Raw genomic sequence first — 24,578 nt, 5'->3', positions numbered from 1 at the left:
CCTGGCGATCACACACATGATCGACTCAGGCAGCCCGGATTTCATTTCATCTTCGCTTTCTTCGCCGACGTTTTGGCCTTCTTGGCCGACTTCTCGGACTTGCCGTCGCCCTTCTCCTTCTCGGGCGGCGCCAGCATCGTGCCGCGGCACTTACGCGCGCCGCAACGGCATTCATATTCCTTCTTGAGCTTCTTGGTCTGACGCGCGTCGATCACGAGGCCGTAGTCGTAAAAGACTTCCTCGCCTTCAGCGATATCGCGCAACGCATGCACGTACACGTGACCGTCGATTTCTTCGGCTTCGCAGTTCGGCGCGCAGGAATGATTGATCCAGCGCGCGCTATTGCCGTTCACTTTACCGTCAATGACCTTGCCGCTATCGAGTGCAAAATAGAACGTGTGATTCGGTTCGGCCGGATTGTGCGGATGACGGCGCAACGCTTCTTTCCAAGAGATCCGCTCGCCCTTGTATTCGATTAGGCGCTCGCCGGCCGCAATCGGTTCGAGGGCAAACACGCCTTTGCCGTGCACACCCGAACGGCGCACGGCGATCCTGCGTGAACTCATTGAATGAATCCTTGTGAAGAACTGGGGGTGAAGTTCGGCAGCCGTCAGAAATGCCCGCGTCTGACGCGCTGCTTTTTTCTGACGCGGATAGCAAACGCGGCGCCTTGCGAGCGCCGCGTCGGACTTGCGACGCTCGCGCGCCACAACCGGCATCCTACACGCTGAATACGGCTTCGTTCAACCGTCAAAAAGACGCGCACGTATGACGGGTTGCCAACTTCACCGTTGTCCGAACGAAATGTCGCCGAACAGTGCCTTTTGCTCGCGCGGTTGCGAACGCCAGTACTGCGGCGGCGCTTCGACCGTCGCGCCGAGTTGTGCCGCAGCGTGCCACGGCCAACGCGGGTTGTACAGTAACGCGCGCGCCAGGGCGATCAGATCGGCGTCGCCGTCTTCGATCAGTTGTTCGGCATGCAACGGGTCGGTGATCAAGCCTACGCCGATGGTCGTGAGGTCGGTGGCTTCCTTGACCGCCTTGGCAAAGGGAATCTGATAACCCGGTTCAAGCGGAATCCTCTGCAACGGCGAAACACCGCCGGACGATACGTCGATCCAGTCGCAGCCGCGCTTTTTCAGTTCCTGCGCGAACGCGATCGTGTCCTCGAGCGTCCAGCCGCCTTCGACCCAGTCAGTTGCGGAGACGCGCGCGCCGACCGGTTTGTCGGCGGGAAATGCAGCGCGCACGATATCGAAGATTTCAAGCGGAAAGCGCATGCGGTTTTCAAGCGAACCGCCGTAGTCGTCGTCGCGCTGATTGGCGATCGGCGAGAGGAACTGGTGCAGCAGATAGCCGTGCGCCGCGTGGACTTCCAGTGCGTCGACGCCGAGCCGCGCGGCGCGGCGCGCCGAGGCGGCGAAGGCTTCGCGGATGCGGTTCAGCCCAGGCGTGTCGAGCGCCAGCGGCGGCTCTTCGCCGGCCTTGTGCGGCAACGCGGACGGCGCGTGCGGCAGCCATCCACCTTGCGATACCGGAATCAGCTGACCGCCTTCCCACGGCGCGTGACTCGACGCCTTGCGCCCGGCGTGCGACAACTGCATCGTGACCTTGATGTGCGAATGCTTGCGGATCGCGGCCAGCACGGGCACGAGCGCGGCTTCGGTGACGTCGTCCCACAAACCGAGATCGCCGGGTGTAATGCGGCCGTCCGGCTCGACCGAGGTCGCTTCGATACAGAGCATGCCGGCACCGGATAACGCCATGCTGCCAAGATGGATCATGTGCCACGCCGTTGCCTCGCCACGGTCGGCGGAATACTGGCACATCGGGGACACGACGATACGATTGGGAAGCGTCACGCTACGCAGCGTGAGCGGAGAAAAAAGCGCGCTCATGGATTACGCCCAGTAGAAACCCGAGAGCGATCGAGCATAGCACCGCAAGTGATTTAGTGCTGGCCCGCGGACTTAGGATTTCAGGGTTTCGCCTCGACCTGGTCGAGCCACTCGCCAAACATGCGGCACGCGGCGGCTTCGAGCGCGGGACCGAACTTGGCGGTCTCGGCCCGCAACTGGCGCGCGTCGATGCCGTGGCCGACCAGCTCACCGGCGTTACCGATCAGCCAGGGCTCGAAGCGATCGGTACGAATCTCCGGATGACACTGCAGACCCAGCACATGATTGCCCCAGGCGAACGCCTGGTTTTCGCAGGCCGGCGTCGACGCAAGACGCGTTGCGTTGTCGGGAAGATCGAAGGTATCGCCATGCCAATGCAGCATGGAGGTCTGCGCGCCATCCAGATGACGGACGGGCGAAGCGCGGCCGGCGTCGGTCAGCGTGAGCGGTGTCCAGCCGAGTTCGGTATGGCCTGCGGGATAGACACGGGCGCCAAGGGCACGCGCGATCAATTGAGCGCCGAGGCAGATGCCGAGCGTCGGCAAACCGGCCGCGATGCGTTTCTCGATCATGGACAGCAGCGGCACGAGCGTCGGGTAAAGCGCGTCGTCGGTTGCGCTGATCGGGCCGCCCAGCACCACCATCAGCGATGCGGCGACCGGGTTCGGCGCCTCGATGCGAGCAAAGCCGACATCGAGATAACGGACCGGGCGCCCGCGCTCGCCGAGCACCAGCTCGAGACTGCCCAGATCCTCGAAGTGCACGTGGCGAATGGCCAGAACTTCGCGATTCATCGGCCTGCCCCACCTTCAGGTTGACTAAAGACTTGCCGCCACGCGGCACCAGTCGGCTGACAGGCGGCATAGGCCGCCTGCCGAAGCCGGCTTGGCAGTGTAGCGGATTGTCCCGGAAGAAGCCGCCTTATTGGGCGAAGATCTTCCAGGTCTTCTTCTGGGTGGCGACGTCGGCCGTCTCGTACACCGAGCAATCGAGGCGCAGATCCGTATCCGACATATTCAGATCGAGCAACGCGCAATGATGCGGCGTCTTCTTCGGGTTCTTGCTCGGCTCGAAGTGCGTGCAGCTCAGGCACATGCGGTGCGGCGGAATCGTGCCCTGCGCTTCCAGCTGATGCACGGTCTTGAGCAGCGTGCGATAGAACACCGCCTGCTCGTCGTCACGCAGCGTGCCGACCGCCTTGGCCAGGAAGTCCGGCCATTGCGCGGCGCGCTTCGCCGCCGTACGGCCACGCGCCGTCAGGCGAACCGCGAGGGCGCGGCCGTCGTCGAGGGCACGGCGCTTTTCGACCAGCCCTTTGGTTTCGAGCGTGCTGACTGCATCACTGGTCGTCGCGGCGGTGAGCGCCGTTTCACGGGCAATTTCGCCGAGACGCATCGGGCCTTTGCGCTGCATCAGCAAGACCAGAATTTCGCCTTGAGTTGGTGTCAGGCCAGCGCCCTCCGCCCATTCCCAAGCCTGGCTCCGCATTGCCGTGCTCAATCGCAATAGGCTGTGGGTCACCCGCCCGGTCGCCTGTTCTCCGTATACGCCTTCGCTCATAATCTTCGATTGGTTTATTTACAGCTTTCGTACGATGCCGGCGAACTGCTTGCCGACCGCGCCCGTAGCCTGTGTGGGGTAGCCTTGCCCAACTGCGACAAGACGGTTTTCTACTATCTCAAAAATTTACCGCCTTGCAAGGCAAAGCAGCGAAAACGACATTCTATGCGAGAGCGGCGAATCGTACAGCTAACTTATCCAACACAAGCTGTGGATAACCATGGGAAAACTTAGGGATAGCTTGTGCGCTGATTCTTGATAAGCACCCAGGCCCGCTCTACCCGTCCCAAAGTTGTCCTCGTATACCGGCGCCGATGCGCCTTCGATCAGCTCAGTTATGGTTTACGCAGCGCATTGACTTTGCAGGGAATTATTCAGTTGTCCACAGGCAGATGCAATGCTTGTTAACTACTACTACGTTTGTATACGTTAACTCTATAAAAACCAAAGGCACGCCGAGCTGGAAAATTAATTTACTGAAAAAAACCCGCTCGAGGCGGGTTTCCTTACGATTTGACGTAAGCAATCCTGTCTTTGCCTACGCCCGCCACTGCAAACACTGTTGCCTGACCGCTTCATGCAGAGACTTTTCCCGTTCGACCACACCGCGTAACCAGGTTGCATCATTGACCTGACCGCGAGCGATCGCGCCGATTTCAGCAAGCGCATTACCCGAACCCAACGCTTCGGCGTGCGGAGCGATCAGATCCAGCGTTTCGAGGATGTCTTCGGAAATCGTCTTGCGCTCACCCGTCTGCGGATTGATGCAGGTGCCGGCAAGACCAAAGCGGCACGCTTCGAAACGATTGAACGTATAGACGAGGTAATCGTCTTCCTGCGGCGTGATCGGTTTGTCGAGTAGCAGATGCCGGGCAAGCGTCTGGATATAGCAGGCAATCGCCGCCGCGCGATCGACCGACAACGGCGTATCCATCACACGAACTTCGATCGTGCCGAAACCCGGCTTCGGCCGGATGTCCCAGTAGAAATCTTTCATGCTGTTGACGACGCCGGTGTGGACCATCTTCGAGAAATATTCCTCGAAGCTGTCCCACGTCAGCACGAACGGCGCGCGGCCCGACAGCGGGAACGCGAACACGGAATTCAGTCGTGCCGAATGAAAACCGGTATCGACACCCTGCACGAACGGCGACGATGCGGACAACGCGATGAAATGCGGAATGAAGCGTGACAACGAATGCAGCAGATAGAGCGCGCTGTTCGGATCCGGGCAGCCGATGTGCACGTGCTGGCCGAACACGGTGAATTGCTTGGCAAGATAGCCGTACAACTCGGAGATGTACTGAAAACGTGGCGTATCGACGATCTGCCGCTCGCTCCATTGCTGGAACGCATGCGTGCCGCCGCCGCACAAGCCGACGTTCAGACGGTCGGCCGCGGACACCAGCGTGTCGCGAATCTTGCGCAAGTCGGTGACGGCCTGCTCATGCGTCGTGCAGATGCCCGTCGACAACTCGATCATGCTTTCGGTGATTTCCGGCGTGATGTTGCCGGGGATCTTTTCGTCCTTGATGAGGCGCATCAGATCCGAGCCGGCTTTGGTCAGATCATAGTCGTGCGTATTGACGATCTGCATCTCGAGTTCGACACCGAATGTAAACGGTTTCGAATCGATGAAGGGTTCGAGTGACATGGCGTCCCCTGAGTCAGGTCGGCCGGGTGTGAGCCACATACCCGGCCGTTTTTGAATCAAATATAAGTTGGATAAAGCGTGTCAAACATCGCGCCTTGAGTAGCGCAGCGCGCTCATTGACTTGCGCTTACACTTCACGCCGTTCAGCCACCAGCGCCAGGCTGCGATAGACGAGCCACGGCCCGAGAATCTGCAGCACGAAAATGGAACACATCACGATAGCCCGCAGTTGCGGATCGAAGTTCGGATACAGGTTGTAGGTGTCGTCGACCAGCAGATACGCAAGCGCCGACATCGGCGATAACGACAGACCGAGCGCCATCCCCTGCTTCCAGTTCAAGCCGCTCGGCTTGGCGAACGCCAGCACGCCGACCAGCTTAGCCACCAGGCGCGCAACAATCAGACCCAGTGCCGCGACGCCGCCAAGCGCGATGTCTTTCCATTCAAACGAAGTCAGCGTCAGCACGAACAAAATCACCGTCAGCAACCAGCCGGCCGTGCCGAAATGCTCCGGCCACAACTGCGGACGCGCCTCATGATTCTTCACAATGATGCCGGCGGCCAGCAACGCAAGAATGGTCGACAGCTTGAACAGATGCGCGACCGCAATGGCCAGCAGCACAAGACCGAACAGCGCGACGAACGAGTGCTCGTCCTGCATGTTCAAACGTCGATAGAAGAACGTGCAGGTGCGCGCGAGCAGATACGCGAGCACGAGCGAGCCGACCAGCAGATAAAGCGGCTGCAGGATGGTCGCAAATACGTTGCCGTAAATTTCCTGATGCAGCCAGCTCGACACGAGCTTTTCGATCACCACAGCATACATGCTGTTCAGCGCGGTCAAGGTCAACAAACGCTGGGTGACCTGGCCTTCCGCACGCAATTCTGTTTTCAGCTGAATCACCATGGCCGGCGATGTCGCCATGGCGATCGCGGCGAGCACCGTTGCCACCATCAGCGGCACGTTCAGGAACAGCAAAACCGGCAATACGAGCGCGAATGTCAGCGTGGCTTCGGCGACGCTCGACAGAATCAGCCAGGGATTGCGACGGATCCAGCGCAAATCGAGCCGGCTGCCGAGTTCGAACAACAGCAAACCGAGCGCGACATCGAGCAGCGGCCGCGCGGCGCTCGCGGAATCCGCATCGATCACGCCCGAACCGGCCGCGCCGGCAATCAGACCAATGACCGCATACCCGGAAATGCGCGGTAAACGCCACGCGCGATAGCAAAGCTCACCGCACAGACCGGCGGCGAGCAATGCGAGACCAGCCCAAAAAATGGCGTCGGGTGAAAGCGGCCAGGCTGGAAAAAATGAAAACGCCGAATTCATCGTGATGGGTTCTCCTTTGCAGCAACGGCAGACGACACGAACCGGCGCAAACACCGGCGAGCGAGTGGGCACATGACGCGCTCACTGTCGCGATCGCTTCGCGTGGCCAGCGTTGCGAGTTTTCAACGATCGGAATGATCTGAATGCGCGGCAACAGCAAGGAAGCTGGCGCATTCGGGGTGCGGCCGTAGCAACCGGCACGGTGAAAGAACGCCGTCGACTTTGAATCAGATTCTGATTGAGCGGCACCGTTCCGTTTGCTGCGTGTGCCGCTGTAAAGACAAGGCACGACGCGGAAAAGAACGGCGATTGTGCCATAGCTTTTTCAGCCTCGACCGAAAAGGCGCGAACATGCTGGCAAAACGGTAAAAACGTACGGTATCTCGCCGACATGAGGAAAAACCGACCGTTTTGGCTGCGAATCCGGCCGTGCTACCGGCTAGTTTGAACGCGGCAGATGTGCTTTTCGGGACATCGCCGCGGATGTTCTGCACGGGTTTAGGAGCGCTCGAGACCCGCCGACCGGCTCTCGTCCAGCCACGGTCTTTCTGTTTACAGGTTTACCGTATGTATACGTAGTAATAGTTAACAAGGTGCCTCGGTTTCTGTGGATAACTCCTGTTTACCGAAATGAATCATCGGTTTGCCGACGGCATAACAGGATGCACAGCATGTGCGGGAGCGGCGCGTATACAAGGGTAACTTTTTGCGCTTTTGGGCAGCGGCAAAGTTACCCCGTTTACGTCCACAACGGTTCCACACCAGTTGCACCGGTAAACGGCGTGGTTATCCACAACTCTCAGTGGATAACTTATCCGGCGAGCATGCTGGTTGGAGTCCGGAGTTAACCCACCGTCCCCTGACGCAGTGCGCGCAACAGGAAGCGCGCCGGGTCGATGTCTTCAGCCAGATCCCGTTCGAGCGGCCACGGTTCGCCTTCCAGTTGCGAGGCGATCAGTTCCGCGCCGAGCGCCGCCCATACGAGCCCGCGCGAACCGTACGCGAAAGCGCCGTACAGGCCGTCCGTGCGCGGCAGGTCGAGCGGCCATGCGCCACGCAGGCGCTGGGCATCGTGCGTTGCCTGCACTTCGTCGGCGAGTTGGCCGATCATCGGCATGCGATCGCTGGTGACGCAGCGGAACGCGACACGCCCCATCAACGCCGCCGACTGAGCCCGAGCGACGACGCCAGCAAATGCCGGCAGCATCTGCGCGACGCGCTCCAGGTTCTCCAGATGGCCGGCCGCGCGCAGCAATGTGTCGGGGTCGTCGAGCTCGTAGGTGGCGCCGGTTAACGTGACGCCGTCTGCGAGCGGCACCGCGTAGCCTTCGCCGATCACCGGCATCTGAAGCGGTGGCTGCACCGTGCCGGCCGGCAGCAAAGTAAGTTGGCCGCGAATGCTGCGAGTCGGCGCATGCCGCAAACCGGCGATGCGCGCGGCATCGTGAGCGCTGGCGACGATCACCACCGGAGCTTGAGCGATGGCCTCGCCCGAGTTGTCGAACACGGTCCATTGACCGTCGGACCGTTCGATCCGTGCGACGTCCACACCGAAGCGGCGCTCGAGTAGATGACCCGCCGCGGCGCACTGCGCAGCGCACAGCGACGCCGGGTCGATCCAGCCGCCGTGTGGAAAGATCCATCCGCCGCGCGCGAGCGGCATGCCGACGAGCCGCTGAGCTTCGTCCGGCGAGACAGGCGTCACGTAGTCGGACGGATAGCCGAATGTGGAGATCGCTTCGCTGATCGAGCGGGCTTCATCGTCGTCCGCGGCGATCTGCAGCAAGCCTTGGCCGCCGCGCAGCGGCGTGTGACCGAGCCGCTCGAGCGCGGCCCAACGCCTGAGCGTATACAGAAAGCCGGCACGCGTGACGCGGGACGCGACGCTGTCGTCGCGCGAAATCATGGGATGGAACACGCCCGCCGGATTGCCCGATGCGTCCTGCGCCACCGAAGCGTGCCGCTCCAGCGACGTGACGCGCCAGCCGCGCGCGGCGAGCCGTTCGATCACCGCGCAGCCCGCAAGCCCCGCGCCGATCACTACCGCATGTCGTTCATCGACCGCGAGCGGCGCGGGCGGTTCATGACGCCGCACGCGCCAGCGCGGCGCGAAGTGGCCGACCAGCATCGCCCGCTTCCAGCCGAAGCCGTCCACCTTGCGGTATTCGAAGCCGCATTGCGTCAGCGCGCGTTTGATGTCGCCGGCGCTGCTGTAGGTGGCGAACGTGGCGCCCTCGCCTGCCAGCCGCGCGAGCGCCTTGAAGATCGCCGGCGTCCACAGGTCGGGATTCTTGGCCGGCGCGAAGCCGTCGAGGTAAAACGCATCGGCGCACAGCCTCAAGGCCGGCAAGCTCTCCTGCGCGTCGCCGAACACCAGCGTGAGCACGACGCGCCCTTCATCGAATTCAAGCCTGTGCGTGCCGGGAACGAGCATCGGCCAGGCGTTCGCGAGGGCTTTCGCGAGGCCGGCAATCACCGGATCGGAAATCGTCGCCGCGACCACCTTGCGTAAATCGGCGACGGTAAAGGGATGCTTCTCAGTCGACACGAAATGCAGCCGCTCGCAACGCGACGAATCTGCGCGCCATGCGGCCCAGGTCATCAGAAAGTTGATGCCCATGCCGAAGCCTGTTTCCAGCACCGTGAACACGCGGCGGCCCTGCCACCGGTCGGGCAGCGAATTGCCGCGCAGGAAAACGTAATGAGCCTGTTCGAGACCGCCTACGGCGCTGTGATAGATGTCGTCGTAAAGCGGCGAAAAAGGCGTGCCGTTGTCGCGAAAAGCGAGGACGGCGGGGATCAGCGGATCGGTCATGCGCGACGGAAAATGACGCTCGGAAAAATGCCCCCAGAACCCGTCGCTTCGCGCCGGAGCCCCCGAGGGGTGAGGAAACCTGGAGCAGCCCGGCGTCGTCTCACACGCGGGTCGAACGTTACCGCCCGCGCGCGCAGCTCGCCGGAGGGCGAAAAAGACGCGCCGAACGTTGGCAAAAACCAACGTCAGGCCCCGTCCATACTGGGTTTCAGCCCTCGGTTGGGGGTCGTGGAGCGCAAAATTTGCGGTTTCCTTGCGATATCGGCCCCGGAACCGCGTAATTCTTCGAAACCCTTATCCTGATTGGGTTTGCGCTGCGCTATCATAGCAAGCGCCGCGAAGGGAGCGGCAGCACGGCCGCCGGACAGTCATCTGTGCGGCGCCATTGGTCCGGAGGGGATCCGGAGCCGGCGCTGCTCGACGGCGCGGCCCGCGCACGTATAATCGGCGCGTTCGCGCTGTTCGTGTCAACCTAAACTCAGAAAGGAACCTTAATGAACAAACAGGAACTGATCGACGCCGTCGCAGGACAGACGGGCGCCAGCAAGGCTCAAACCGGTGAAACGCTGGACACGTTGCTTGAAGTGATCAAGAAGTCTGTGTCGAAGGGTGATGCGGTCCAGTTGATCGGCTTCGGCAGCTTCGGTTCGGGCAAGCGCGCAGCGCGTACGGGTCGTAACCCCAAGACCGGCGAAACTATCAAGATTCCGGCCGCCAAGACCGTCAAGTTCACGGCTGGTAAGGCGTTCAAAGACGCAGTCAACAAGCGCTAAGCAGACTACTGCCAGGCAGTTGACACCCGCCGATGGCGGGTTTTTTTTCGCCTGGGCATTGTGCAGAGGATGGCCGCAACGGGCGTCGCGGCTCGATTCCGCCGAGCGGCGAAAGCCGCTCACTCGTGACGATGCACGATTTCACCGTGGCCATGACCATCGTGATCGTGGTCATGATGGTCGTGATCATCTTCGTCGAAGTCCCAGGCCGGGAATGGATCGACGAACTGTTCCCATGCTTGCGGTCCCTGCGCGTATTCCTCGTCGGTCAGCAGACACGCGTCGAACTTCGCTTTCCAGACAGTGGGATCGATGCCGACGCCGATCATCACCAGCTCCTGGCGACGGTCGCCGATGCTCAGATCGTCCGGATCGCCGTACCAGTCCGCGGCAATTTCGGCGGCCAGCTCGTCGTCACCGTCGGGCCACTCGCTGCGATCCTGAGCCGCCCACCACATGCCCGCCGGACCGTGCCGGCAAGCACCGCCCGCTTGCGAGAGCGAACCGGCGATATCGTTACGCGTGGCAAGCCAGAAGAAACCTTTGCTGCGCAGCACGCCCTTCCACTCCTGATGCAGAAGCGCCCACAGGCGTTCCGGGTGAAACGGCCGGCGCGCCCGGTAAATGAAGTTGCCGATGCCGAACTCATCCGCTTCGCCCTGATGAGCATGGCCGTGCTCGTGATCATGCTCATGATTGAGCGATGCCAGCCAGCCTGGCGCGCTTGCCGCCTCGTCGAAATCGAAGCGGCCGGTGTTCAGCACTTGCGCGAGCGGCACCTCGCCGAAACGGGCGACCACCTGCAGGGCGCGCGGATTGATCCGGGCGAGAATGCGTTGCAGGCGCGTGAGTTCGTCCGCGCTCACCAGATCGGCCTTGTTCACCACCAGCACATCGCAGAATTCGATCTGCTCGATCAGCAGTTCGACGAGCGTGCGATCGTCTTCCTCGGTCGCGGCGATGCCACGCTCGGCAAGCGCGTCGGCCGAACCGTAGTCGCGCAGGAAGTTGAACGCATCGACCACGGTCACCATCGTGTCGAGCCGGGCGACGTCGGAGAGCGACGCACCTTCATCGTCGACGAAGCTGAAGGTCTCGGCGATCGGCATCGGCTCGGCCACGCCGGTCGATTCGATCAGGATCGCGTCGAAACGCCGCTCTCCGGCCAGACGCTTGATCTCGACCCGCAGATCGTCGCGCAGCGTGCAGCAGATGCAACCGTTCGACAACTCGACGAGTTGTTCCTCGACGTGAGAAAGCGCGGCGGCATCGCGCACGAGGGTCGCGTCGATATTGACGGCGGCCAGATCGTTGACGATCACGGCCACGCGTAAGCCGACGCGATTCGCGAGGATGTGATTCAGGAGCGTGGTCTTGCCGGCGCCCAGAAAACCGGAGAGCACGGTGACGGGCAATAGCGGCTGGTTCATTGCAGTACGGGAAAACTAGAGGTTTGGAAGGCGTGCCTGGCTGAGGGCGTATAATGCTGATCGCAACCGGGCCGAGCCTCGAAGGCTGCACGAAGCCGCATTGTGCATCAAAACGGACGGAGGCCGCGTGACAGGCGGGATCAGCGCGCAGCCGGCATCAGATTCCACTTGCGCAGGATCGCGGCGATCTGCTGCGAGTACTTGTCCCGCAGCGCCGGCGTCTCGGAGTGATAGGCGCCGATTGCCTGCCAGGTGTTGCCGTACTTGTTCATCTGGCGGCGCAGATGCCATGCCGCTATGTAGACGTTCTTGCACGGTTCCATCAACGTGCCCTGCGAGATGCCGTACTGTGCGAGCGTGGGCAGATGGATCGAATTGATCTGCATCACCCCGTAGTCGGTCGAGCCGTTCGCATTTTTATGCGTTGCGTCGGGGCGATTATGCGACTCCTGCCACGCGATGGCGCGCAGAATCAAGGGGTTGACCTTCTGGTATTTCGCTGCTTCATCAAAGCAATCGGCGCGTGCGGACCCTGCTGCTACCAGCACGGCAAGTCCTACGGCGACGGTGACGAAGCTTCGTTTCATCAGTCAAGACCACTAAGCAAAGGGCAAGAGTAAGGTTCGGTAAGGCGTCGCATCGGCCATACTTCAGCCACTGACAGCCGCCGAGCCGCGCTGGCCGGGCGTTGGTCTGACACTGGGGTAAACCCGCGTCGGCAACTCGCAACCAGGGACTCGAACGGCTCGTATGATACCGGCAGGCGGACCCCCGTCAAGTTGGCTAACCGACATAAGAGAGCAGAAAACGAAGCGTTTTCGAGCTCATTCGTACGACTTTCCATTAACTTTCAATTGTTTGACAACAGGTGGCGGCCTCTAGAGAAATCGCACGAGGCAGTTCGTTTTGTGACAAATCCGACATGAAAAACTGTTACTGTTCATTTTTTTCGGACATCGGACGGCGGGCAACGAGGACGATGATCGTCAGCGAGGCCGGCCGGCAGATCGACAGGGCGGCGGCCTGCTCCCGTGTCCGCACTGCATGACCGTCGGCGGCTACGGCTGTTGGCATCGATACCCTATTCCATGAGAAGAAATCGTATGGCTTTGCGTCGCGTTGCAACGGCGCTGCTGGTGGCTGGCTTGATCACCGCGCAGACAGCACAGGCACAGGTGACACTCAACTTCGTCAACGCGGACATCGATCAGGTGGCCAAGGCGATTGGCGCGGCAACCGGCAAAACAATCATCGTCGATCCGCGCGTGAAAGGTCAGTTGAATCTCGTGTCGGAAAACGCGGTGCCTGAAGATCAGGCGCTGAAAACCTTGCAGTCCGCGTTGCGGATGCAGGGCTTCGCGCTCGTGCAGGACCACGGCGTACTGAAAGTCGTGCCCGAGGCCGACGCGAAGCTGCAAGGCGTGCCGACCTATGTCGGCAATACGCCTACGGCGCGCGGCGATCAGGTGGTCACGCAAGTGTTCGTGCTGAAGAACGAATCGGCCAACAATCTGTTGCCCGTGCTGCGTCCGCTCATCTCGCCGAACAATACCGTGGCGGCCTACCCAGCCAACAACACGATTGTAGTCACCGATTACGCCGACAACGTGCGGCGTATTGCCCAGATCATCCAGGGTGTGGATTCGGCGGCGGGCCAATCGGTATCGGTGGTGCAGCTGAAGAACGCCAACGCGATCGACATCGCCACGCAGCTGAACAAGATGCTCGACCCCGGCTCGATCGGCAGTACCGACGCGACGCTGAAGGTGTCGGTCACCGCCGACCCGCGCACCAACTCGCTGCTGATCCGCGCGTCGAACGGCGCGCGTCTCGCGGCGGCGAAGCAACTGGCGAAGGAACTCGACACGCCGACCACCATGCCCGGCAACATCCACGTCGTGCCGCTGCGTAACGCGGACGCGACGAAGCTCGCCAAGACCTTGCGCGGCATGTTCGGCAAAGGCGGCGGCGACAACTCGTCGGGCAACGCGAACGACGCGAATTCGTTCAACCAGAATAGCGGCGGCGGCCTGGGCGGCAATAATTCGACGGGCTCGTCGGGTACGCCACCGCTGCCGTCGGGCGGACTCGGCAACAGCTCGCTGTCTTCGCCGATGGGCGGCGGCAGCGGAGGCGGGTACGGTGCGGGCGGCAGCAACAATGCCGGCGGCCTGCTCGGCAGCGACAAGGACAAGAGCGACGACAATCAGCAAGGCGGGATGATCCAGGCGGACTCCGCGACGAACTCGCTGATCATCACGGCGGCCGAGCCGGTGTATCGCAATCTGCGCGCGGTGATCGACCAGCTCGACGCACGGCGCGCGCAGGTTTATCTCGAGGCGTTAATTGTCGAATTGAACTCGAACACGGCCGGCAATCTCGGCATTCAGTGGCAGGTTGCGAACAACTCGATATTCGCCGGCACCAATCTGGCGACCGGCAGCGGCAACAGCATCATCAATCTGACGGCGGGGGCCGCAGCGGCCGGGGCCACCGGCGGTCTTGCTAGCGCGCTCGCCGCCCAACAGTTGCAGCAAGGGCTGAACGTCGGCTGGATTCACAACATCTTCGGTGTGCAGGGACTCGGCGCGCTGCTGCAAGCGCTGTCGCAGACCGCCGACGCGAACGTGCTGTCCACGCCTAATCTCATCACGCTCGACAACGAGGAAGCGAAGATCGTCGTCGGTACCAACGTGCCGATCCAGACGGGTTCGTATTCGAACCTCACGAGCGCCACCGCGACGTCGGCGTTCAATACTTTCGACCGCGTCGACGTCGGCCTGACGCTGCACGTCAAGCCGCAGATCACCGACGGCGGCATTCTCAAGCTGCAGCTCTACACCGAAGACTCGGCGATCGTGACCGGCACGACCAACGCGACGACCAACCCGGCCGGCCCGGAATTCACCAAGCGTTCGATCCAGTCGACGGTGCTCGCCGATAACGGCGAGATCATCGTGCTGGGCGGCCTGATGCAGGACAACTACCAGGTGAGCAACAGCAAGGTGCCGCTGCTCGGCGATATTCCATGGATCGGGCAGTTGTTCCGCTCGGAACAGAAGACTCGCAACAAGACCAACCTGATGGTGTTCCTGCGCCCCGTGATCATCAACGATCGCGGTACCGCTCAGGCCGTGACGTCGAACCGCTACGACTACATTCAGGGCGTGCAGGGCGCGTACAAACAGGACAACAACCTGATGAAGGACAACGACGATCCGGTGGTTCCGCCGATGCCGATCGGTCCGAGCCAAGGCGGTTCGCCCGCGATGAATCTGTTCGATCTCGACAAGATGCGCCGTCAGCAGATGGCGCCGCCGCCGGCCAACGCCGGCCCGGCCACCGCCGGCCCAGCGCCGGCCACGAACGGCACCGTGCAGACCAATCCGGTCACCGTGGCGCCTTCCACCGCGTCGCCTGGAGTGCGGCCGTGAGCACGCCGTCCACGCCGCCGTCAGCGTCTGCGTCGCCCGCAGCGGTGCGAGCCGGTGCCGCGACACAAGCCGCGGCGATGTCGCCCGCGGGCGTAACCGAGCATGCCGTGCGCGAGGCGCCTTCGGCCATCGCCGCGCGGCTCGTTCCCTACGGTTTTGCCCGTGCCGGCCAGATTCTGGTCGCGCATCAGCACGCGGACAGCCTCGAAGTCTGGATCAGCGAACGTACGAGCGACGCCGCGCTTTCCGAAGTGGCGCGCAACTTCGGCGCAGTGTCGATCGTACGTCTGCCCGCCGACGAGCTCACGCAGGCGATCAACCAGGCGTATGCGCGCCAGGACGGCAGCGCTGCGCAGGTGGTCGGCGAAGTGGAAGGCGAAGTCGATCTCTCGCGCCTCATGCAGGACATCCCCGAGGTCGAGGATCTGCTGGAGTCGGAAGACGACGCGCCGATCATCCGCATGATCAACGCGTTGCTCACGCAAGCGGCGCGCGAGCAGGCATCGGATATTCACATCGAGCCGTTCGAGACTTCTTCTGTGGTGCGCTTTCGCGTCGATGGCACGTTGCGCGACGTGGTGCGGCCGAAGAAAGCGCTGCACGGCGCGCTGATCTCGCGGATCAAGATCATGGCGCAGCTCGACATCGCCGAGAAGCGTTTGCCGCAGGACGGCCGTATCACGCTGCGCGTGGGCGGCCGTCCGGTCGACGTGCGCGTGTCGACGCTGCCGACCGGTCACGGCGAACGCGCGGTGCTGCGTCTGCTGGAAAAAGATGCGTCACGCCTGAACCTCGAAGCGCTCGGCATGGGACCGGATACGCTCGGCAAGTTCGACAAGCTGATCGGCCGGCCGCACGGGATCGTGCTGGTGACCGGGCCGACCGGCTCCGGTAAAACGACCACGCTGTATGCGGCGATGTCGCGGCTCGAAACCGCGACCACCAACATCATGACGGTCGAAGATCCGATCGAATACGACCTGTCCGGCATCGGCCAGACGCAGGTCAACGAACGGATCGGCATGACCTTCGCGCGGGCGCTGCGCTCGATTCTGCGGCAGGACCCGGACGTCATCATGATCGGTGAAATTCGTGACCTGGAGACCGCGCAGATCGCGGTGCAGGCATCGCTGACGGGCCACCTCGTGCTGGCTACGCTGCACACCAACGACGCGGCATCCGCCGTGACCCGTTTGACCGACATGGGCGTGGAGCCGTATCTGCTGGCGTCGTCGCTGCTCGGCGTGCTGGCGCAGCGACTCGTGCGGCGACTGTGCCCGGTGTGCCGCGAAGAGCGTGTCGAAGAAGACGGCAGCGTGCGCTGGCATCCGGTCGGTTGCGACCGGTGCGGCCACTCTGGTTATGCGGGACGGCGCGGCGTCTACGAACTGCTGCTGATCGACGACAACATCCGTACGCTGGTTCACCGCAACGCAGCCGATGCGGAAATTCTCGCGGCCGGTCGTGCGCAAGGCATGCGCACGCTGCGTGAGGATGCGGACCGCTGGCTCGCTTCCGGGCTGACATCGCTCGAAGAAGTGATCCGCGTGACGGGCGGAGCATAAGCGCATGCCGGCATTTCGTTTCGAAGCGATCGACGCGGCGGGCAAGGCGCAAAAAGGCGTACTCGACGCGGACAGCGCGCGCGGCGCACGGACCAATCTGCGTTCGCAGGGACTGACGCCGCTCGTCGTCGAACCGGCGGCCACGCGCACGCGCGGCGAGCGCAATCAACGGCTGTCGCTGGGGCGGCGTTTGTCGCAACGCGAGCAGGCGATCCTGACGCGCCAACTCGCCAGCCTGCTGATTGCCGGCCTGCCGCTCGACGAAGCGCTCGCCGTGCTGACCGAGCAATCCGAGCGCGACTACATTCGCGAACTGATGGCGTCGATTCGCGCGGAAGTGCTCGGCGGCCATTCCCTTGCGAACGCGCTGACGCAGCATCCGAAAGACTTCCCCGAGATTTACCGCGCGCTGGTCGCCGCCGGTGAACATACCGGCAAGCTCGGTCTGGTGCTGTCGCGGCTTGCCGACTATATCGAGCAACGCAACGCGCTGAAGCAGAAGATCGTGCTCGCGTTCACCTACCCCGCCATCGTCACGCTGATCGCTTTCGGTATCGTCACGTTTCTGCTGAGCTACGTGGTGCCGCAAGTGGTGAACGTGTTCGCCAGCACCAAGCAGCAACTGCCCTTCCTCACCATCATGATGATGGCGCTCTCGGGCTTCGTGCGGAACTGGTGGTGGGCAATGTTGATCGGCGTGGTCGTGCTGGTGTATCTGGTGCGCTCGATTCTCAAGCAGCCCGGCCCGCGCCTCGCGTTCGACCGTTGGCTGCTTACTGCCCCGCTGCTCGGCAAACTCGTGCGCGGCTATAACACCGTGCGCTTTGCCAGCACGCTCGGCATTCTCACCGCGGCGGGCGTGCCGATTCTGCGCGCGCTGCAAGCCGCCGCCGAAACGCTCAGCAACAACGCGATGCGCGAGAACATCGACGACGCGATCGTGCGTGTGCGCGAAGGCACGTCGCTGTCACGCGCGCTCGGCAACACGAAAACGTTTCCGCCAGTGCTGGTTCACCTGATCCGTTCGGGCGAAGCGACCGGCGACGTGACCACCATGCTCGACCGCGCGGCCGACGGCGAAGCGCGCGAACTGGAACGTCGCACGATGTTCCTGACGAGTCTGCTGGAGCCGTTGCTGATTCTGGCGATGGGGGGCGTGGTGCTGGTGATCGTGCTGGCGGTGATGCTGCCGATCATCGAATTGAACAACCTGGTGCAGTAAGGCTGGGAAAGGGACGGGATTGCGCGATGACCGGTACGGTCACCGCGCAATCAGTTGAAATGAAGCGGTTGTGCGCCTGGCTTTAGCGCACGTAGATCGTCGGACCTGCGGGGTTGGCCGGCAGGAACACTTCGGAATGCGCGCCGTTGCGGTCGATGATGATCGAGCGGGCGCGGACTTCGGAGAGTTTGGTGCCTTGCATCAGCGCGCTGCCGAGCGACACGGCATGCGGCGGTTCGCCGCCCACGCTGACGATGGCCGCGGCGCCTTCCCGCAACGCGAGGATGCCGAACAGTCGCACGTCCTGGTTGGCGTTGCGCGTGAGTTGGCCGCCGAACAGCGTGGCAGCCTGCTCGGTCGAGATCTGCGCGTGCGCGGCGGCTGCGGGCAACGGCGCACCGGACATCGTGCTGAGCGTGATGACCCAGTAGGTCAACGTCGCGCAGAACACGGCGAACAGCGCGAGCGACAGAAGGCGGATTTGGATGGCGTTCATGCGCATCATTGTACGGACTATTGTGAAAATTGCGTGGGGTTGAAAGCGCCCCCAACCTGGCGCATCGCGCCGGGCTCCCCGAGGGGTGAGCAAACTTGAGGCGGCCCGGCGTTTTCTCAGGGCCGTTCAACTGCATGACATTAAAATGACCGGCCGGGCGTGTTCAATGGCACCCTGATTGCCAAAACGCGAATCCCGCCCAGTCAAAATTTCACCTGAAAAGAGGTAGCAAGCTATGCAACTGTCGACCACTCGCCGTCATGACATCGCGGGTCCGCGCAGCCGTCGTCAACGTGGTTTCACGCTGATCGAAATCATGGTCGTGATCGCGATTCTGGGCATTCTGGCCGCGTTGATCGTGCCGAAGATCATGAGCCGTCCCGACGAGGCGCGCCGTGTCGCCGCCAAGCAGGACATCGGCACGGTCATGCAGGCGCTGAAGCTCTACCGTCTCGACAATGGCCGTTATCCGACGCAGGAGCAAGGCCTGCGCTCGCTGATCGAAAAGCCGAGCACGGACCCCGTGCCGACCAACTGGAAGGACGGTGGCTACCTCGAGCGTCTGCCGAACGATCCGTGGGGTAACGGTTACCAGTATCTGAATCCGGGTGTGCACGGCGAGATCGACGTGTTCAGCTACGGCGCGGACGGCAAGGCGGGCGGCGAAGGCAATGATGCCGACGTCGGCTCGTGGCAGTAGGCGCTTAGTCGGTGATTTTCATGCGCGCGGCGGGATTGAACCTCGCGCGTTCCTGTCGATGCATCGTCGTTTGATTTTGAGTTGATCGTTCGTGGCCGGCACTATGCGATTGTCCCCTTGCAAGTCCCGTGTGGACACGCCCTGTACGGCTTCATTGCCTGGCGTGGCGTGTGCCGGCGCGCGCCGTCGTGGCGTGCGCCGCTCGGGTGACGCGGGCACGCCCGGCGGCAAACGCGCGGCGGGTTTTACGCTGCTGGAAATGCTGGTGGTGCTGGTGATTGCGGGCTTGCTGGTGTCCTTGACCGCGTTGACGATGACACGCAATCCGCGCACCGATCTGAACGAGGAAGCGCAGCGTCTCGCGCTGCTGTTCGAATCGGCCGGCGACGAAGCGCAGGTGCGCGCGCGGCCGATCGCCTGGCAACCGCTCGATGGCGGCTTTCGTTTCGACCTGCGCACCGAAGATGGCTGGCGTCCGCTGCGTGACGATCTGCTTGGGCCGCGTCGCTGGGAAGGCGGCGTGACCGGCGTGGCCATTAGCTATCCCGGTTCGGATGCGCAGCCCAGCCGTATCGTATTCGGCACCGAGGCGATCGACGTGCCCGTGCAGATCACGCTGTTTTCGGCAGCCGGGAGCGCGACGATCGTCGGCACCGGCAATGGCCGTTACGAGGTGCACTGAGATGCGTCGTTGCAGGAGCATGACCGCTCGCGAGATGAGCCACGGCGCGCAGCGCGGTTTCACGATGATCGAAGTGCTGGTGGCGCTGGCGATCATCGCGGTGGCGTTGGCCGCTTCGTTGCGTGCGGTGGGCAGTCTCGCGAGCGGCGAGGCCGATCTGCACCGCCGTTTGCTGGCGTCATGGAGCGCGGACAATACGTTGGCGCAATTGCATTTGGCGCATGCCTGGCCGAACGTGGGTTCCACGAGTTTCGATTGTTCGCAAGGCAACTTGCAGTTGATCTGTACAGAGCATGTGACGGCCACGCCGAATCCGGTGTTTCGTCGAGTGGAAGTGATGGTGACGATGCCGGGCGGGTCCGGCAATCTGGCTCAGATGGTGACGGTGGTCGCGAATGAAAACAACCGTTCGCTCTGAGCGCCGCCGCCCATTGGGCGTGAGGGGCGCGCGTGGTTTCACGCTGATCGAATTGCTGGTGGCGATTGCGATTCTGGCGGTGATTGCCGTGCTGTCGTGGCGCGGGCTCGACCAGATCATCCGCGGCCGGCAGACGATTACGAACGCGATGGAAGACGAGCGCGTCTTTGCGCAGTTGTTCGATCAGATGAGGATCGATGCCCGGCAGGCGGCGTCGGATGATGAGGCTGGGCAGGCGGCTGTGTCAGTGTCGGGCAGCGTGTTGCAGATCGTGCGGCAGATGAACTTGCCGGGAGCGGCGCCGCGGTTGCAGGTGGTGCGGTATCGGGTGTCCGATGGGCGTGTGATTCGGTATGCGTCGCCGCCGTTGGGGAATATGGGCGAGTTGCGACGGGCGCTGCGCGGCAGCGAAGGCGAGGGATGGAGTGGCGTGCCGTTGATGGGCGGTGTGGGTTCTATTTCTGCTCAGGTCTACGTGCCGAAGGTGGGGTGGACGACGCAGATGGGCGATGTGCAGAGCGCCATTACGGAGGCGGACAATAATCTTAAGGTGCCCCAGCTTGGGAGTGCGCCGCTGCCGCGGTCTGTGACGGGGCTTCAGGTGAGTGTCGGGGCTAAGTCTTTGGCGCGGCCTGTTACTCGCGTTTTTCTCGTCGGAGAGTGAAATGAAGTTCTCTTTTTTGTCTTTCCGACGAGTTGGGGTGTGTTCCTTTGGCGCCAACAAAAAGAGCCAAAAAACCCAAAACGGCGTAGCAATCATCAGCGCCCTGCTGGTAGTAGCGCTATCAGCGATTCTGGTCTCGGGCATGCTCTGGCGCCAGCAAGTCCAAATCCGAAGGATAGAAAACCAGCGCCTGCTCTCCCAGGCACAATGGGTATCGCGCGGCGCCTTGGACTGGACGCGCCTGATTCTCCGCTCAGAAGGCGACACCTCCGCGGGCATCACCTACTTAGGTGGCTTATGGGGCGTCCCCATCGCCAAAACCCGCCTCTCGGATTTCCTAGGCCAGATCGGCGAAGTAAGAGCGCAACAAGGCGCAGAAACGTACCTATCCGGTTCAATCGAAGACGCCCAGGCAAAATTCAACCTGAGAAATTTGGTCGAGAGCCCGGCCCCAGGCGTCATGCAACTAGACATGGACCAAATCGGCGCCTACCAGCGCCTACTGGTATCGCTCGGCGCTAACAGCCAGCTGGCAAAAACCACAGCACTCCAGGTCCGCGCGAGCCTCGCGCAATCGGCAACCCGTTTCCAGACGGTCACGTCCACGAACGGCACAACCGCGACCCCGCCGCCGATCCAGGGCGGAGCCACCGGCGGCAGCTTCACCGACAAACCTGGCATCGAAGACAGCGACGACAGCTCCGCGAACGCACCGATCCAGATGACCAGCGTCGACTCGCTGCTCGATATCCCCGGCTACACGCCGGAGATGGTCGCTCGCTTGCGCCCCTTCGTCACCGTGCTGCCGACAGTATCGGCAGTCAACGTGAACACGGCTTCGGCCGAAGTGATCGCGGCGGTCATCCCGGGCATGAGCGTGTCGACGGCGCAAGCGTTCGTCGCGCGCCGGCAGACGGTATTTTTCCGTAACGTCGGCGACATCCAGCTCGCGTTGCAAGGCGCCGGCGTGCAGTCGACCTCGATCGATCCGAGCGAACTCGACGTCAACTCGAATTACTTCCTGATCCACGGCCGCGTGCTGCACGAACGCGCCGAGGTGGACCGCACGACCCTCGTCTATCGCGACGCATTGACTCACACTACGCGTATCGTGCGAGTAGAAGACCAACTATGAATAACGCCTTTCCCAGAGAGAGTGGCCTTTGAGCACGCTGATCGTTCTATTGCCGCCGCGTGATCCGGCGGTGCCATCGCAGGAATGGCAACTGCCGGAGCTGCCGTTCGTGCTGCTCGACAAATCGGGCCGCGCCCAGCGCGCCGGCCGGTCGGCGCTCGCGCTGCTGCCGCGCGCCTCCACCACGGTGCTGATGGTCGCCGCGCGCGACCTGCTGATGATGCCCGCCACACTGCCGCCGTTGCGCGGCCCGAGGCTGCGTCAGGCATTGCCCAATATCGTCGAGGATCAACTGATCCAGGACCCGCAGACCTGTCACATCGCCGTCGATCCGAAACCGCTCGCGGGCGGTCGGCAGCTGCTGGCGATCATCGACCGCGGCTGGTTCCGGTTTATCTGCGAATCGTTCTCCAATGCCGGCCACCGCAGCTTGCGCGCGGTGCCGGTCACGCGCTGCCTGCCGCAGGCGGCCGCGCTCGATGCCGATGTGCTGGCCGAAGTCGCGGAAACGGTGAACGCCGGTGAGCCGGCCCTGGCGGGCGCCGCGGGTGTGGCGACGCCGCTGGCGGATGTCGCGCCGGCGGTGGCGCCCGGCGCAGCGGTCGCCGTCCCGATGGTGGCCGCCGTGCTCGGCGCGGTCGTGCAGACCGCGCCCGCCATGCTGCTCGAAGGCGTCGTGGACAGCGCGGGCGACAGAAGCGTGCCGCGCGTCGAACTGGCGATCGCACGCGGCGTGCAAGGTGAAGGCTTGGCAGTGCCGGCCAACGCCGTGAACACGACGCTCGGCGCGCTCGCCGGGGCGGCGAAGGTCTCGCTGCATATGCTCACCGAAGTGCCCGGCAACGAGCCGAGTCTCGCCCCGAATAGCCCGGCGCGGCTGGCTGCGCACATCCACGGCGCCAGTCCGCTGCCGTTCGAGCAACTCGCGCGGCGTGCGCTCGAGTGCCGCTTCGACCTGTGCCAGTTCGAGTTCGCTTCGCAGCCGTGGCGACTCGACCGCGCGACGCTGCGGCGTCTGCGTCTGCCGGTTTTGCTCGCGGTCGGCGCGCTGCTGATTGCGATCATCGGCGCGAACGTGCAGTGGCTGATGCTCGCGCGCCAACGCGATGCAATCAACACACAGATGACCGAACTGCTGCTCAATACGTTCCCCAAAACCACGGTCGTGCTCGATGCGCCCGATCAGATGGCGCGCCAGTTGCAGCAGTTGCGTGTCGCCGCGGGCGAGCTGTCGCCGGACGATTTCCTGCCGCTCGCCGACGGACTCGCGCGCTCGCTGGCGCCGGTGCCGGTCAACGGCATCGCCGCGCTCGACTATCACGACCGGCGGCTCGACGTGAACTTCAAGCCGGAGGTCAAGCTCGATCCCGATTTCGCGAAGCGCCTCGCCCGCAACGGCCTGAGCGGCGCGATCGATAGCAATACCGGCAAATGGACCATCAGGAACGGACAATGAAAGCTGAAATCGCTCAAACATGGGCCGGATTCTGGGAGCAGCGCACCGAGCGCGAAAAAGCCATCCTAACGTGGGGCGGCGGGATTCTCGCCGTGGTGATCGCGTGGTCGGTGCTGTGGGCGCCGGCGCAGGAGGGCCGCTCGCATCTGCGTGAGACGCTGCCCGCCATGCAGCGGCAGTTGGCGCAGATGACCGCGCAAGCGAACGAAGCGCGCCAATTGTCGGCGGCGGCTCAAGGCGTCGCGCCGACCGGCGCCGCGCTGAAGGACGCCCTCACCGCTTCACTCAGCGATCACGGCCTCGCGGCGACGCAGGTCCAGGTGATCGGCAACGCGGTCCAGATCCAGTTGAAGAACGCGTCGTTCCCGGCGTGGACGAACTGGGTCGACGACGTGCGCAAGCAGTTCAAGGTGCAAGTCTCGGAGGCGCACGCCACGGCGCTCAAGGAAGACGGTCAGGTGGACCTGACGGCGTCGTTGCAGCCGTCCACCGCGAAATGAAAATAACCGCGACCGCGCCGTCACAGGATCTCGCATGAATTACTGGATGCGGCGCTCGCGCGTCGCCCTGCCCTGGCTGGTGATCGCGGTGCTGTCCGCCGCGATCGTGATGCTGGCGATGCTGCCGGCCGCCTGGATCACGCCGCAGTTCGCCAAACAGACGAGTGGCCACGTCAATCTGGTCAATCCGGCCGGCTCGCTGTGGCACGGTTCGGCCACGCTGATGCTGGCCGCCGGTTCGGACATGAGCGCGGCAACGCTGCTGCCTGGCCGGATCGAATGGCACACGGCGTTCTGGCCGCTGTTTACCGGCCGCGTGCGCATGATCATGCGGCACAGCGAAGCGATGCCGGAGCCGATCACCGTCGATGCCACGCCGCGCACGGCGACCGTCACGCCGGGCGCGATTGCCGTGCCGGCTTCGCTGCTGAGCGGCCTTGGCGCGCCTTTTAACACACTCGATCTGCAAGGCAACGTGCAACTGTCCTGGTCGGACTGGCGCAGCTTCAATCGGGAAGCGTTCGGGCAATTGACCGTCACGCTGACCGACGTCAGTTCGCGGGTGTCGATGGTCAAGCCGCTCGGCTCATACCGCGTGCTGTTTCAGGCGCAGGGCGAGTCCTCCACGCTCGATCTGACCACCACCAAGGGCCCGTTGATGCTGACCGGCAATGGTACGGTGTCGGCTGGGTCAACGTCGTTTCAGGGGACGGCCAGCGCCGCGCCTGAGGCGCGCGATAACCTCGCGGGATTGCTGAACCTGTTGGGGCGGCCGAGCGGGCCGGACACGGTGACGTTGACATTCGTGCACTGAGGCGCGCAATAACCTCGCGAGGCTGCTGA

The 24,578-nt window shown here is 63.0% G+C and carries 22 protein-coding genes; 12 read left to right on the top strand and 10 right to left on the bottom strand.

Translation table 11 applies throughout. The features are described from left to right. Window positions 1–41: 41 nt before the first annotated feature. From B0G74_RS20025 to mnmC, 7 genes are all read right to left on the bottom strand, one after another. The gene (locus B0G74_RS20025) at window positions 42–566 is read right to left on the bottom strand and encodes an SET domain-containing protein-lysine N-methyltransferase (RefSeq protein ID WP_132376510.1); all 525 of its coding nucleotides are present in this window, start codon (window positions 564–566) and stop codon (window positions 42–44) included. Window positions 567–785: 219 nt separating this feature from the next. Further along, complete coding sequence (locus B0G74_RS20020) at window positions 786–1,898, bottom strand: NADH:flavin oxidoreductase/NADH oxidase (protein ID WP_132376509.1); 1,113 nt, start codon at window positions 1,896–1,898, stop codon at window positions 786–788. 80 nt (window positions 1,899–1,978) lie between these two features. Next, complete coding sequence (locus B0G74_RS20015; RefSeq protein ID WP_132376508.1) at window positions 1,979–2,692, bottom strand: glutamine amidotransferase; 714 nt, start codon at window positions 2,690–2,692, stop codon at window positions 1,979–1,981. A 127-nt stretch (window positions 2,693–2,819) separates the two neighbouring features. Then, window positions 2,820–3,458, bottom strand: coding sequence for a MarR family winged helix-turn-helix transcriptional regulator (locus B0G74_RS20010; RefSeq protein ID WP_132376507.1), 639 nt, complete (start codon window positions 3,456–3,458; stop codon window positions 2,820–2,822). 538 nt (window positions 3,459–3,996) lie between these two features. Next, window positions 3,997–5,112: a YbdK family carboxylate-amine ligase gene (locus tag B0G74_RS20005; protein WP_132376506.1), complete on the bottom strand. Its 1,116-nt coding sequence runs from the start codon at window positions 5,110–5,112 to the stop codon at window positions 3,997–3,999. Between the two features lie 127 nt (window positions 5,113–5,239). After that, the gene (locus tag B0G74_RS20000; RefSeq protein WP_132376505.1) at window positions 5,240–6,445 is read right to left on the bottom strand and encodes a cation:proton antiporter; all 1,206 of its coding nucleotides are present in this window, start codon (window positions 6,443–6,445) and stop codon (window positions 5,240–5,242) included. A gap of 844 nt (window positions 6,446–7,289) precedes the next feature. Continuing rightward, window positions 7,290–9,260, bottom strand: coding sequence for a bifunctional tRNA (5-methylaminomethyl-2-thiouridine)(34)-methyltransferase MnmD/FAD-dependent 5-carboxymethylaminomethyl-2-thiouridine(34) oxidoreductase MnmC (gene mnmC / locus B0G74_RS19995; protein WP_132376504.1), 1,971 nt, complete (start codon window positions 9,258–9,260; stop codon window positions 7,290–7,292). Window positions 9,261–9,754: 494 nt separating this feature from the next. Between mnmC and B0G74_RS19990 the strand changes: the two genes are divergently transcribed. Further along, entirely contained in the window at window positions 9,755–10,033 is a 279-nt protein-coding gene (locus B0G74_RS19990) for an HU family DNA-binding protein (RefSeq protein ID WP_006050811.1), read from the top strand. A gap of 119 nt (window positions 10,034–10,152) precedes the next feature. Here the strand turns inward: B0G74_RS19990 and B0G74_RS19985 are convergent, their stop codons facing one another. Further along, window positions 10,153–11,463, bottom strand: a complete 1,311-nt coding sequence (locus B0G74_RS19985) for a GTP-binding protein (RefSeq protein ID WP_132376503.1) — start codon at window positions 11,461–11,463, stop codon at window positions 10,153–10,155. A 140-nt stretch (window positions 11,464–11,603) separates the two neighbouring features. Continuing rightward, window positions 11,604–12,050, bottom strand: coding sequence for a lytic transglycosylase domain-containing protein (locus tag B0G74_RS19980; RefSeq protein ID WP_132376502.1), 447 nt, complete (start codon window positions 12,048–12,050; stop codon window positions 11,604–11,606). 516 nt (window positions 12,051–12,566) lie between these two features. Between B0G74_RS19980 and gspD the strand changes: the two genes are divergently transcribed. The 3 genes from gspD to gspF are packed head-to-tail and all read left to right on the top strand — an operon-like array spanning window position 12,567 to window position 17,684. After that, window positions 12,567–14,897, top strand: coding sequence for a type II secretion system secretin GspD (gene gspD, locus B0G74_RS19975; protein ID WP_132376501.1), 2,331 nt, complete (start codon window positions 12,567–12,569; stop codon window positions 14,895–14,897). Then, the gene (gspE, locus tag B0G74_RS19970) at window positions 14,894–16,462 is read left to right on the top strand and encodes a type II secretion system ATPase GspE (protein ID WP_132376500.1); all 1,569 of its coding nucleotides are present in this window, start codon (window positions 14,894–14,896) and stop codon (window positions 16,460–16,462) included. The genes gspD and gspE overlap by 4 nt, the downstream gene beginning before the upstream one ends. 4 nt (window positions 16,463–16,466) lie before the next feature. Next, complete coding sequence (gene gspF / locus B0G74_RS19965) at window positions 16,467–17,684, top strand: type II secretion system inner membrane protein GspF (RefSeq protein WP_132376499.1); 1,218 nt, start codon at window positions 16,467–16,469, stop codon at window positions 17,682–17,684. Between the two features lie 82 nt (window positions 17,685–17,766). Here the strand turns inward: gspF and B0G74_RS19960 are convergent, their stop codons facing one another. After that, window positions 17,767–18,180 carry a general secretion pathway protein GspC gene (locus tag B0G74_RS19960; protein ID WP_132376498.1) on the bottom strand — a complete coding sequence of 138 codons (414 nt, stop codon included), beginning with the start codon at window positions 18,178–18,180 and terminating at the stop codon, window positions 17,767–17,769. A 235-nt stretch (window positions 18,181–18,415) separates the two neighbouring features. On the opposite strand from B0G74_RS19960, the gene gspG reads away from it, so the two are divergent. The 8 genes from gspG to B0G74_RS19920 all read left to right on the top strand — a co-directional run bounded on the left by gspG (window position 18,416) and on the right by B0G74_RS19920 (window position 24,549). Continuing rightward, window positions 18,416–18,880: a type II secretion system major pseudopilin GspG gene (gene gspG / locus B0G74_RS19955; protein WP_132376497.1), complete on the top strand. Its 465-nt coding sequence runs from the start codon at window positions 18,416–18,418 to the stop codon at window positions 18,878–18,880. Between the two features lie 103 nt (window positions 18,881–18,983). Further along, window positions 18,984–19,562 (top strand): GspH/FimT family pseudopilin, encoded by a 579-nt coding sequence (locus tag B0G74_RS19950; protein ID WP_132376496.1) that lies wholly within the window; start codon window positions 18,984–18,986, stop codon window positions 19,560–19,562. 1 nt (window position 19,563) lies between these two features. Continuing rightward, window positions 19,564–19,980, top strand: coding sequence for a type II secretion system minor pseudopilin GspI (gene gspI / locus B0G74_RS19945; protein ID WP_132376495.1), 417 nt, complete (start codon window positions 19,564–19,566; stop codon window positions 19,978–19,980). Then, a complete protein-coding gene (locus tag B0G74_RS19940) occupies window positions 19,958–20,644 on the top strand; it encodes a prepilin-type N-terminal cleavage/methylation domain-containing protein (protein ID WP_132376494.1) in 687 nt (228 codons plus the stop codon). Before gspI ends, B0G74_RS19940 begins: the two co-directional genes overlap by 23 nt. A 1-nt stretch (window position 20,645) precedes the next feature. Further along, on the top strand, window positions 20,646–21,779 hold the full coding sequence (gspK, locus tag B0G74_RS19935; RefSeq protein ID WP_207915666.1) for a type II secretion system minor pseudopilin GspK: 1,134 nt from the start codon (window positions 20,646–20,648) through the stop codon (window positions 21,777–21,779). A 28-nt stretch (window positions 21,780–21,807) separates the two neighbouring features. Further along, window positions 21,808–23,235, top strand: coding sequence for a type II secretion system protein GspL (gene gspL / locus B0G74_RS19930; protein WP_132376493.1), 1,428 nt, complete (start codon window positions 21,808–21,810; stop codon window positions 23,233–23,235). Continuing rightward, window positions 23,232–23,735, top strand: coding sequence for a type II secretion system protein M (locus tag B0G74_RS19925; RefSeq protein ID WP_132376492.1), 504 nt, complete (start codon window positions 23,232–23,234; stop codon window positions 23,733–23,735). The genes gspL and B0G74_RS19925 overlap by 4 nt, the downstream gene beginning before the upstream one ends. A 34-nt stretch (window positions 23,736–23,769) precedes the next feature. Further along, entirely contained in the window at window positions 23,770–24,549 is a 780-nt protein-coding gene (locus B0G74_RS19920; protein ID WP_132376491.1) for a type II secretion system protein N, read from the top strand. Window positions 24,550–24,578: the final 29 nt, after the last annotated feature.

The organism is Paraburkholderia sp. BL9I2N2 (genome assembly GCF_004339745.1).
GTDB lineage: Bacteria > Pseudomonadota > Gammaproteobacteria > Burkholderiales > Burkholderiaceae > Paraburkholderia.
This window is presented reverse-complemented; position numbering and strand designations above follow the sequence as displayed.

Coding starts and splice junctions, on each gene's coding strand:
- B0G74_RS20025 (WP_132376510.1), bottom strand. CDS start 566: ATGAGTTCACGCAGGATCGCCGTGCGCCGTTCGGGTGTGCACGGCAAA.
- B0G74_RS20020 (WP_132376509.1), bottom strand. CDS start 1,898: ATGAGCGCGCTTTTTTCTCCGCTCACGCTGCGTAGCGTGACGCTTCCC.
- B0G74_RS20015 (WP_132376508.1), bottom strand. CDS start 2,692: ATGAATCGCGAAGTTCTGGCCATTCGCCACGTGCACTTCGAGGATCTG.
- B0G74_RS20010 (WP_132376507.1), bottom strand. CDS start 3,458: ATGAGCGAAGGCGTATACGGAGAACAGGCGACCGGGCGGGTGACCCAC.
- B0G74_RS20005 (WP_132376506.1), bottom strand. CDS start 5,112: ATGTCACTCGAACCCTTCATCGATTCGAAACCGTTTACATTCGGTGTC.
- B0G74_RS20000 (WP_132376505.1), bottom strand. CDS start 6,445: ATGAATTCGGCGTTTTCATTTTTTCCAGCCTGGCCGCTTTCACCCGAC.
- mnmC (WP_132376504.1), bottom strand. CDS start 9,260: ATGACCGATCCGCTGATCCCCGCCGTCCTCGCTTTTCGCGACAACGGC.
- B0G74_RS19990 (WP_006050811.1), top strand. CDS start 9,755: ATGAACAAACAGGAACTGATCGACGCCGTCGCAGGACAGACGGGCGCC.
- B0G74_RS19985 (WP_132376503.1), bottom strand. CDS start 11,463: ATGAACCAGCCGCTATTGCCCGTCACCGTGCTCTCCGGTTTTCTGGGC.
- B0G74_RS19980 (WP_132376502.1), bottom strand. CDS start 12,050: ATGAAACGAAGCTTCGTCACCGTCGCCGTAGGACTTGCCGTGCTGGTA.
- gspD (WP_132376501.1), top strand. CDS start 12,567: ATGGCTTTGCGTCGCGTTGCAACGGCGCTGCTGGTGGCTGGCTTGATC.
- gspF (WP_132376499.1), top strand. CDS start 16,467: ATGCCGGCATTTCGTTTCGAAGCGATCGACGCGGCGGGCAAGGCGCAA.
- B0G74_RS19960 (WP_132376498.1), bottom strand. CDS start 18,180: ATGAACGCCATCCAAATCCGCCTTCTGTCGCTCGCGCTGTTCGCCGTG.
- gspG (WP_132376497.1), top strand. CDS start 18,416: ATGCAACTGTCGACCACTCGCCGTCATGACATCGCGGGTCCGCGCAGC.
- B0G74_RS19950 (WP_132376496.1), top strand. CDS start 18,984: ATGCGATTGTCCCCTTGCAAGTCCCGTGTGGACACGCCCTGTACGGCT.
- gspI (WP_132376495.1), top strand. CDS start 19,564: ATGCGTCGTTGCAGGAGCATGACCGCTCGCGAGATGAGCCACGGCGCG.
- B0G74_RS19940 (WP_132376494.1), top strand. CDS start 19,958: ATGAAAACAACCGTTCGCTCTGAGCGCCGCCGCCCATTGGGCGTGAGG.
- gspK (WP_207915666.1), top strand. CDS start 20,646: ATGAAGTTCTCTTTTTTGTCTTTCCGACGAGTTGGGGTGTGTTCCTTT.
- B0G74_RS19925 (WP_132376492.1), top strand. CDS start 23,232: ATGAAAGCTGAAATCGCTCAAACATGGGCCGGATTCTGGGAGCAGCGC.
- B0G74_RS19920 (WP_132376491.1), top strand. CDS start 23,770: ATGAATTACTGGATGCGGCGCTCGCGCGTCGCCCTGCCCTGGCTGGTG.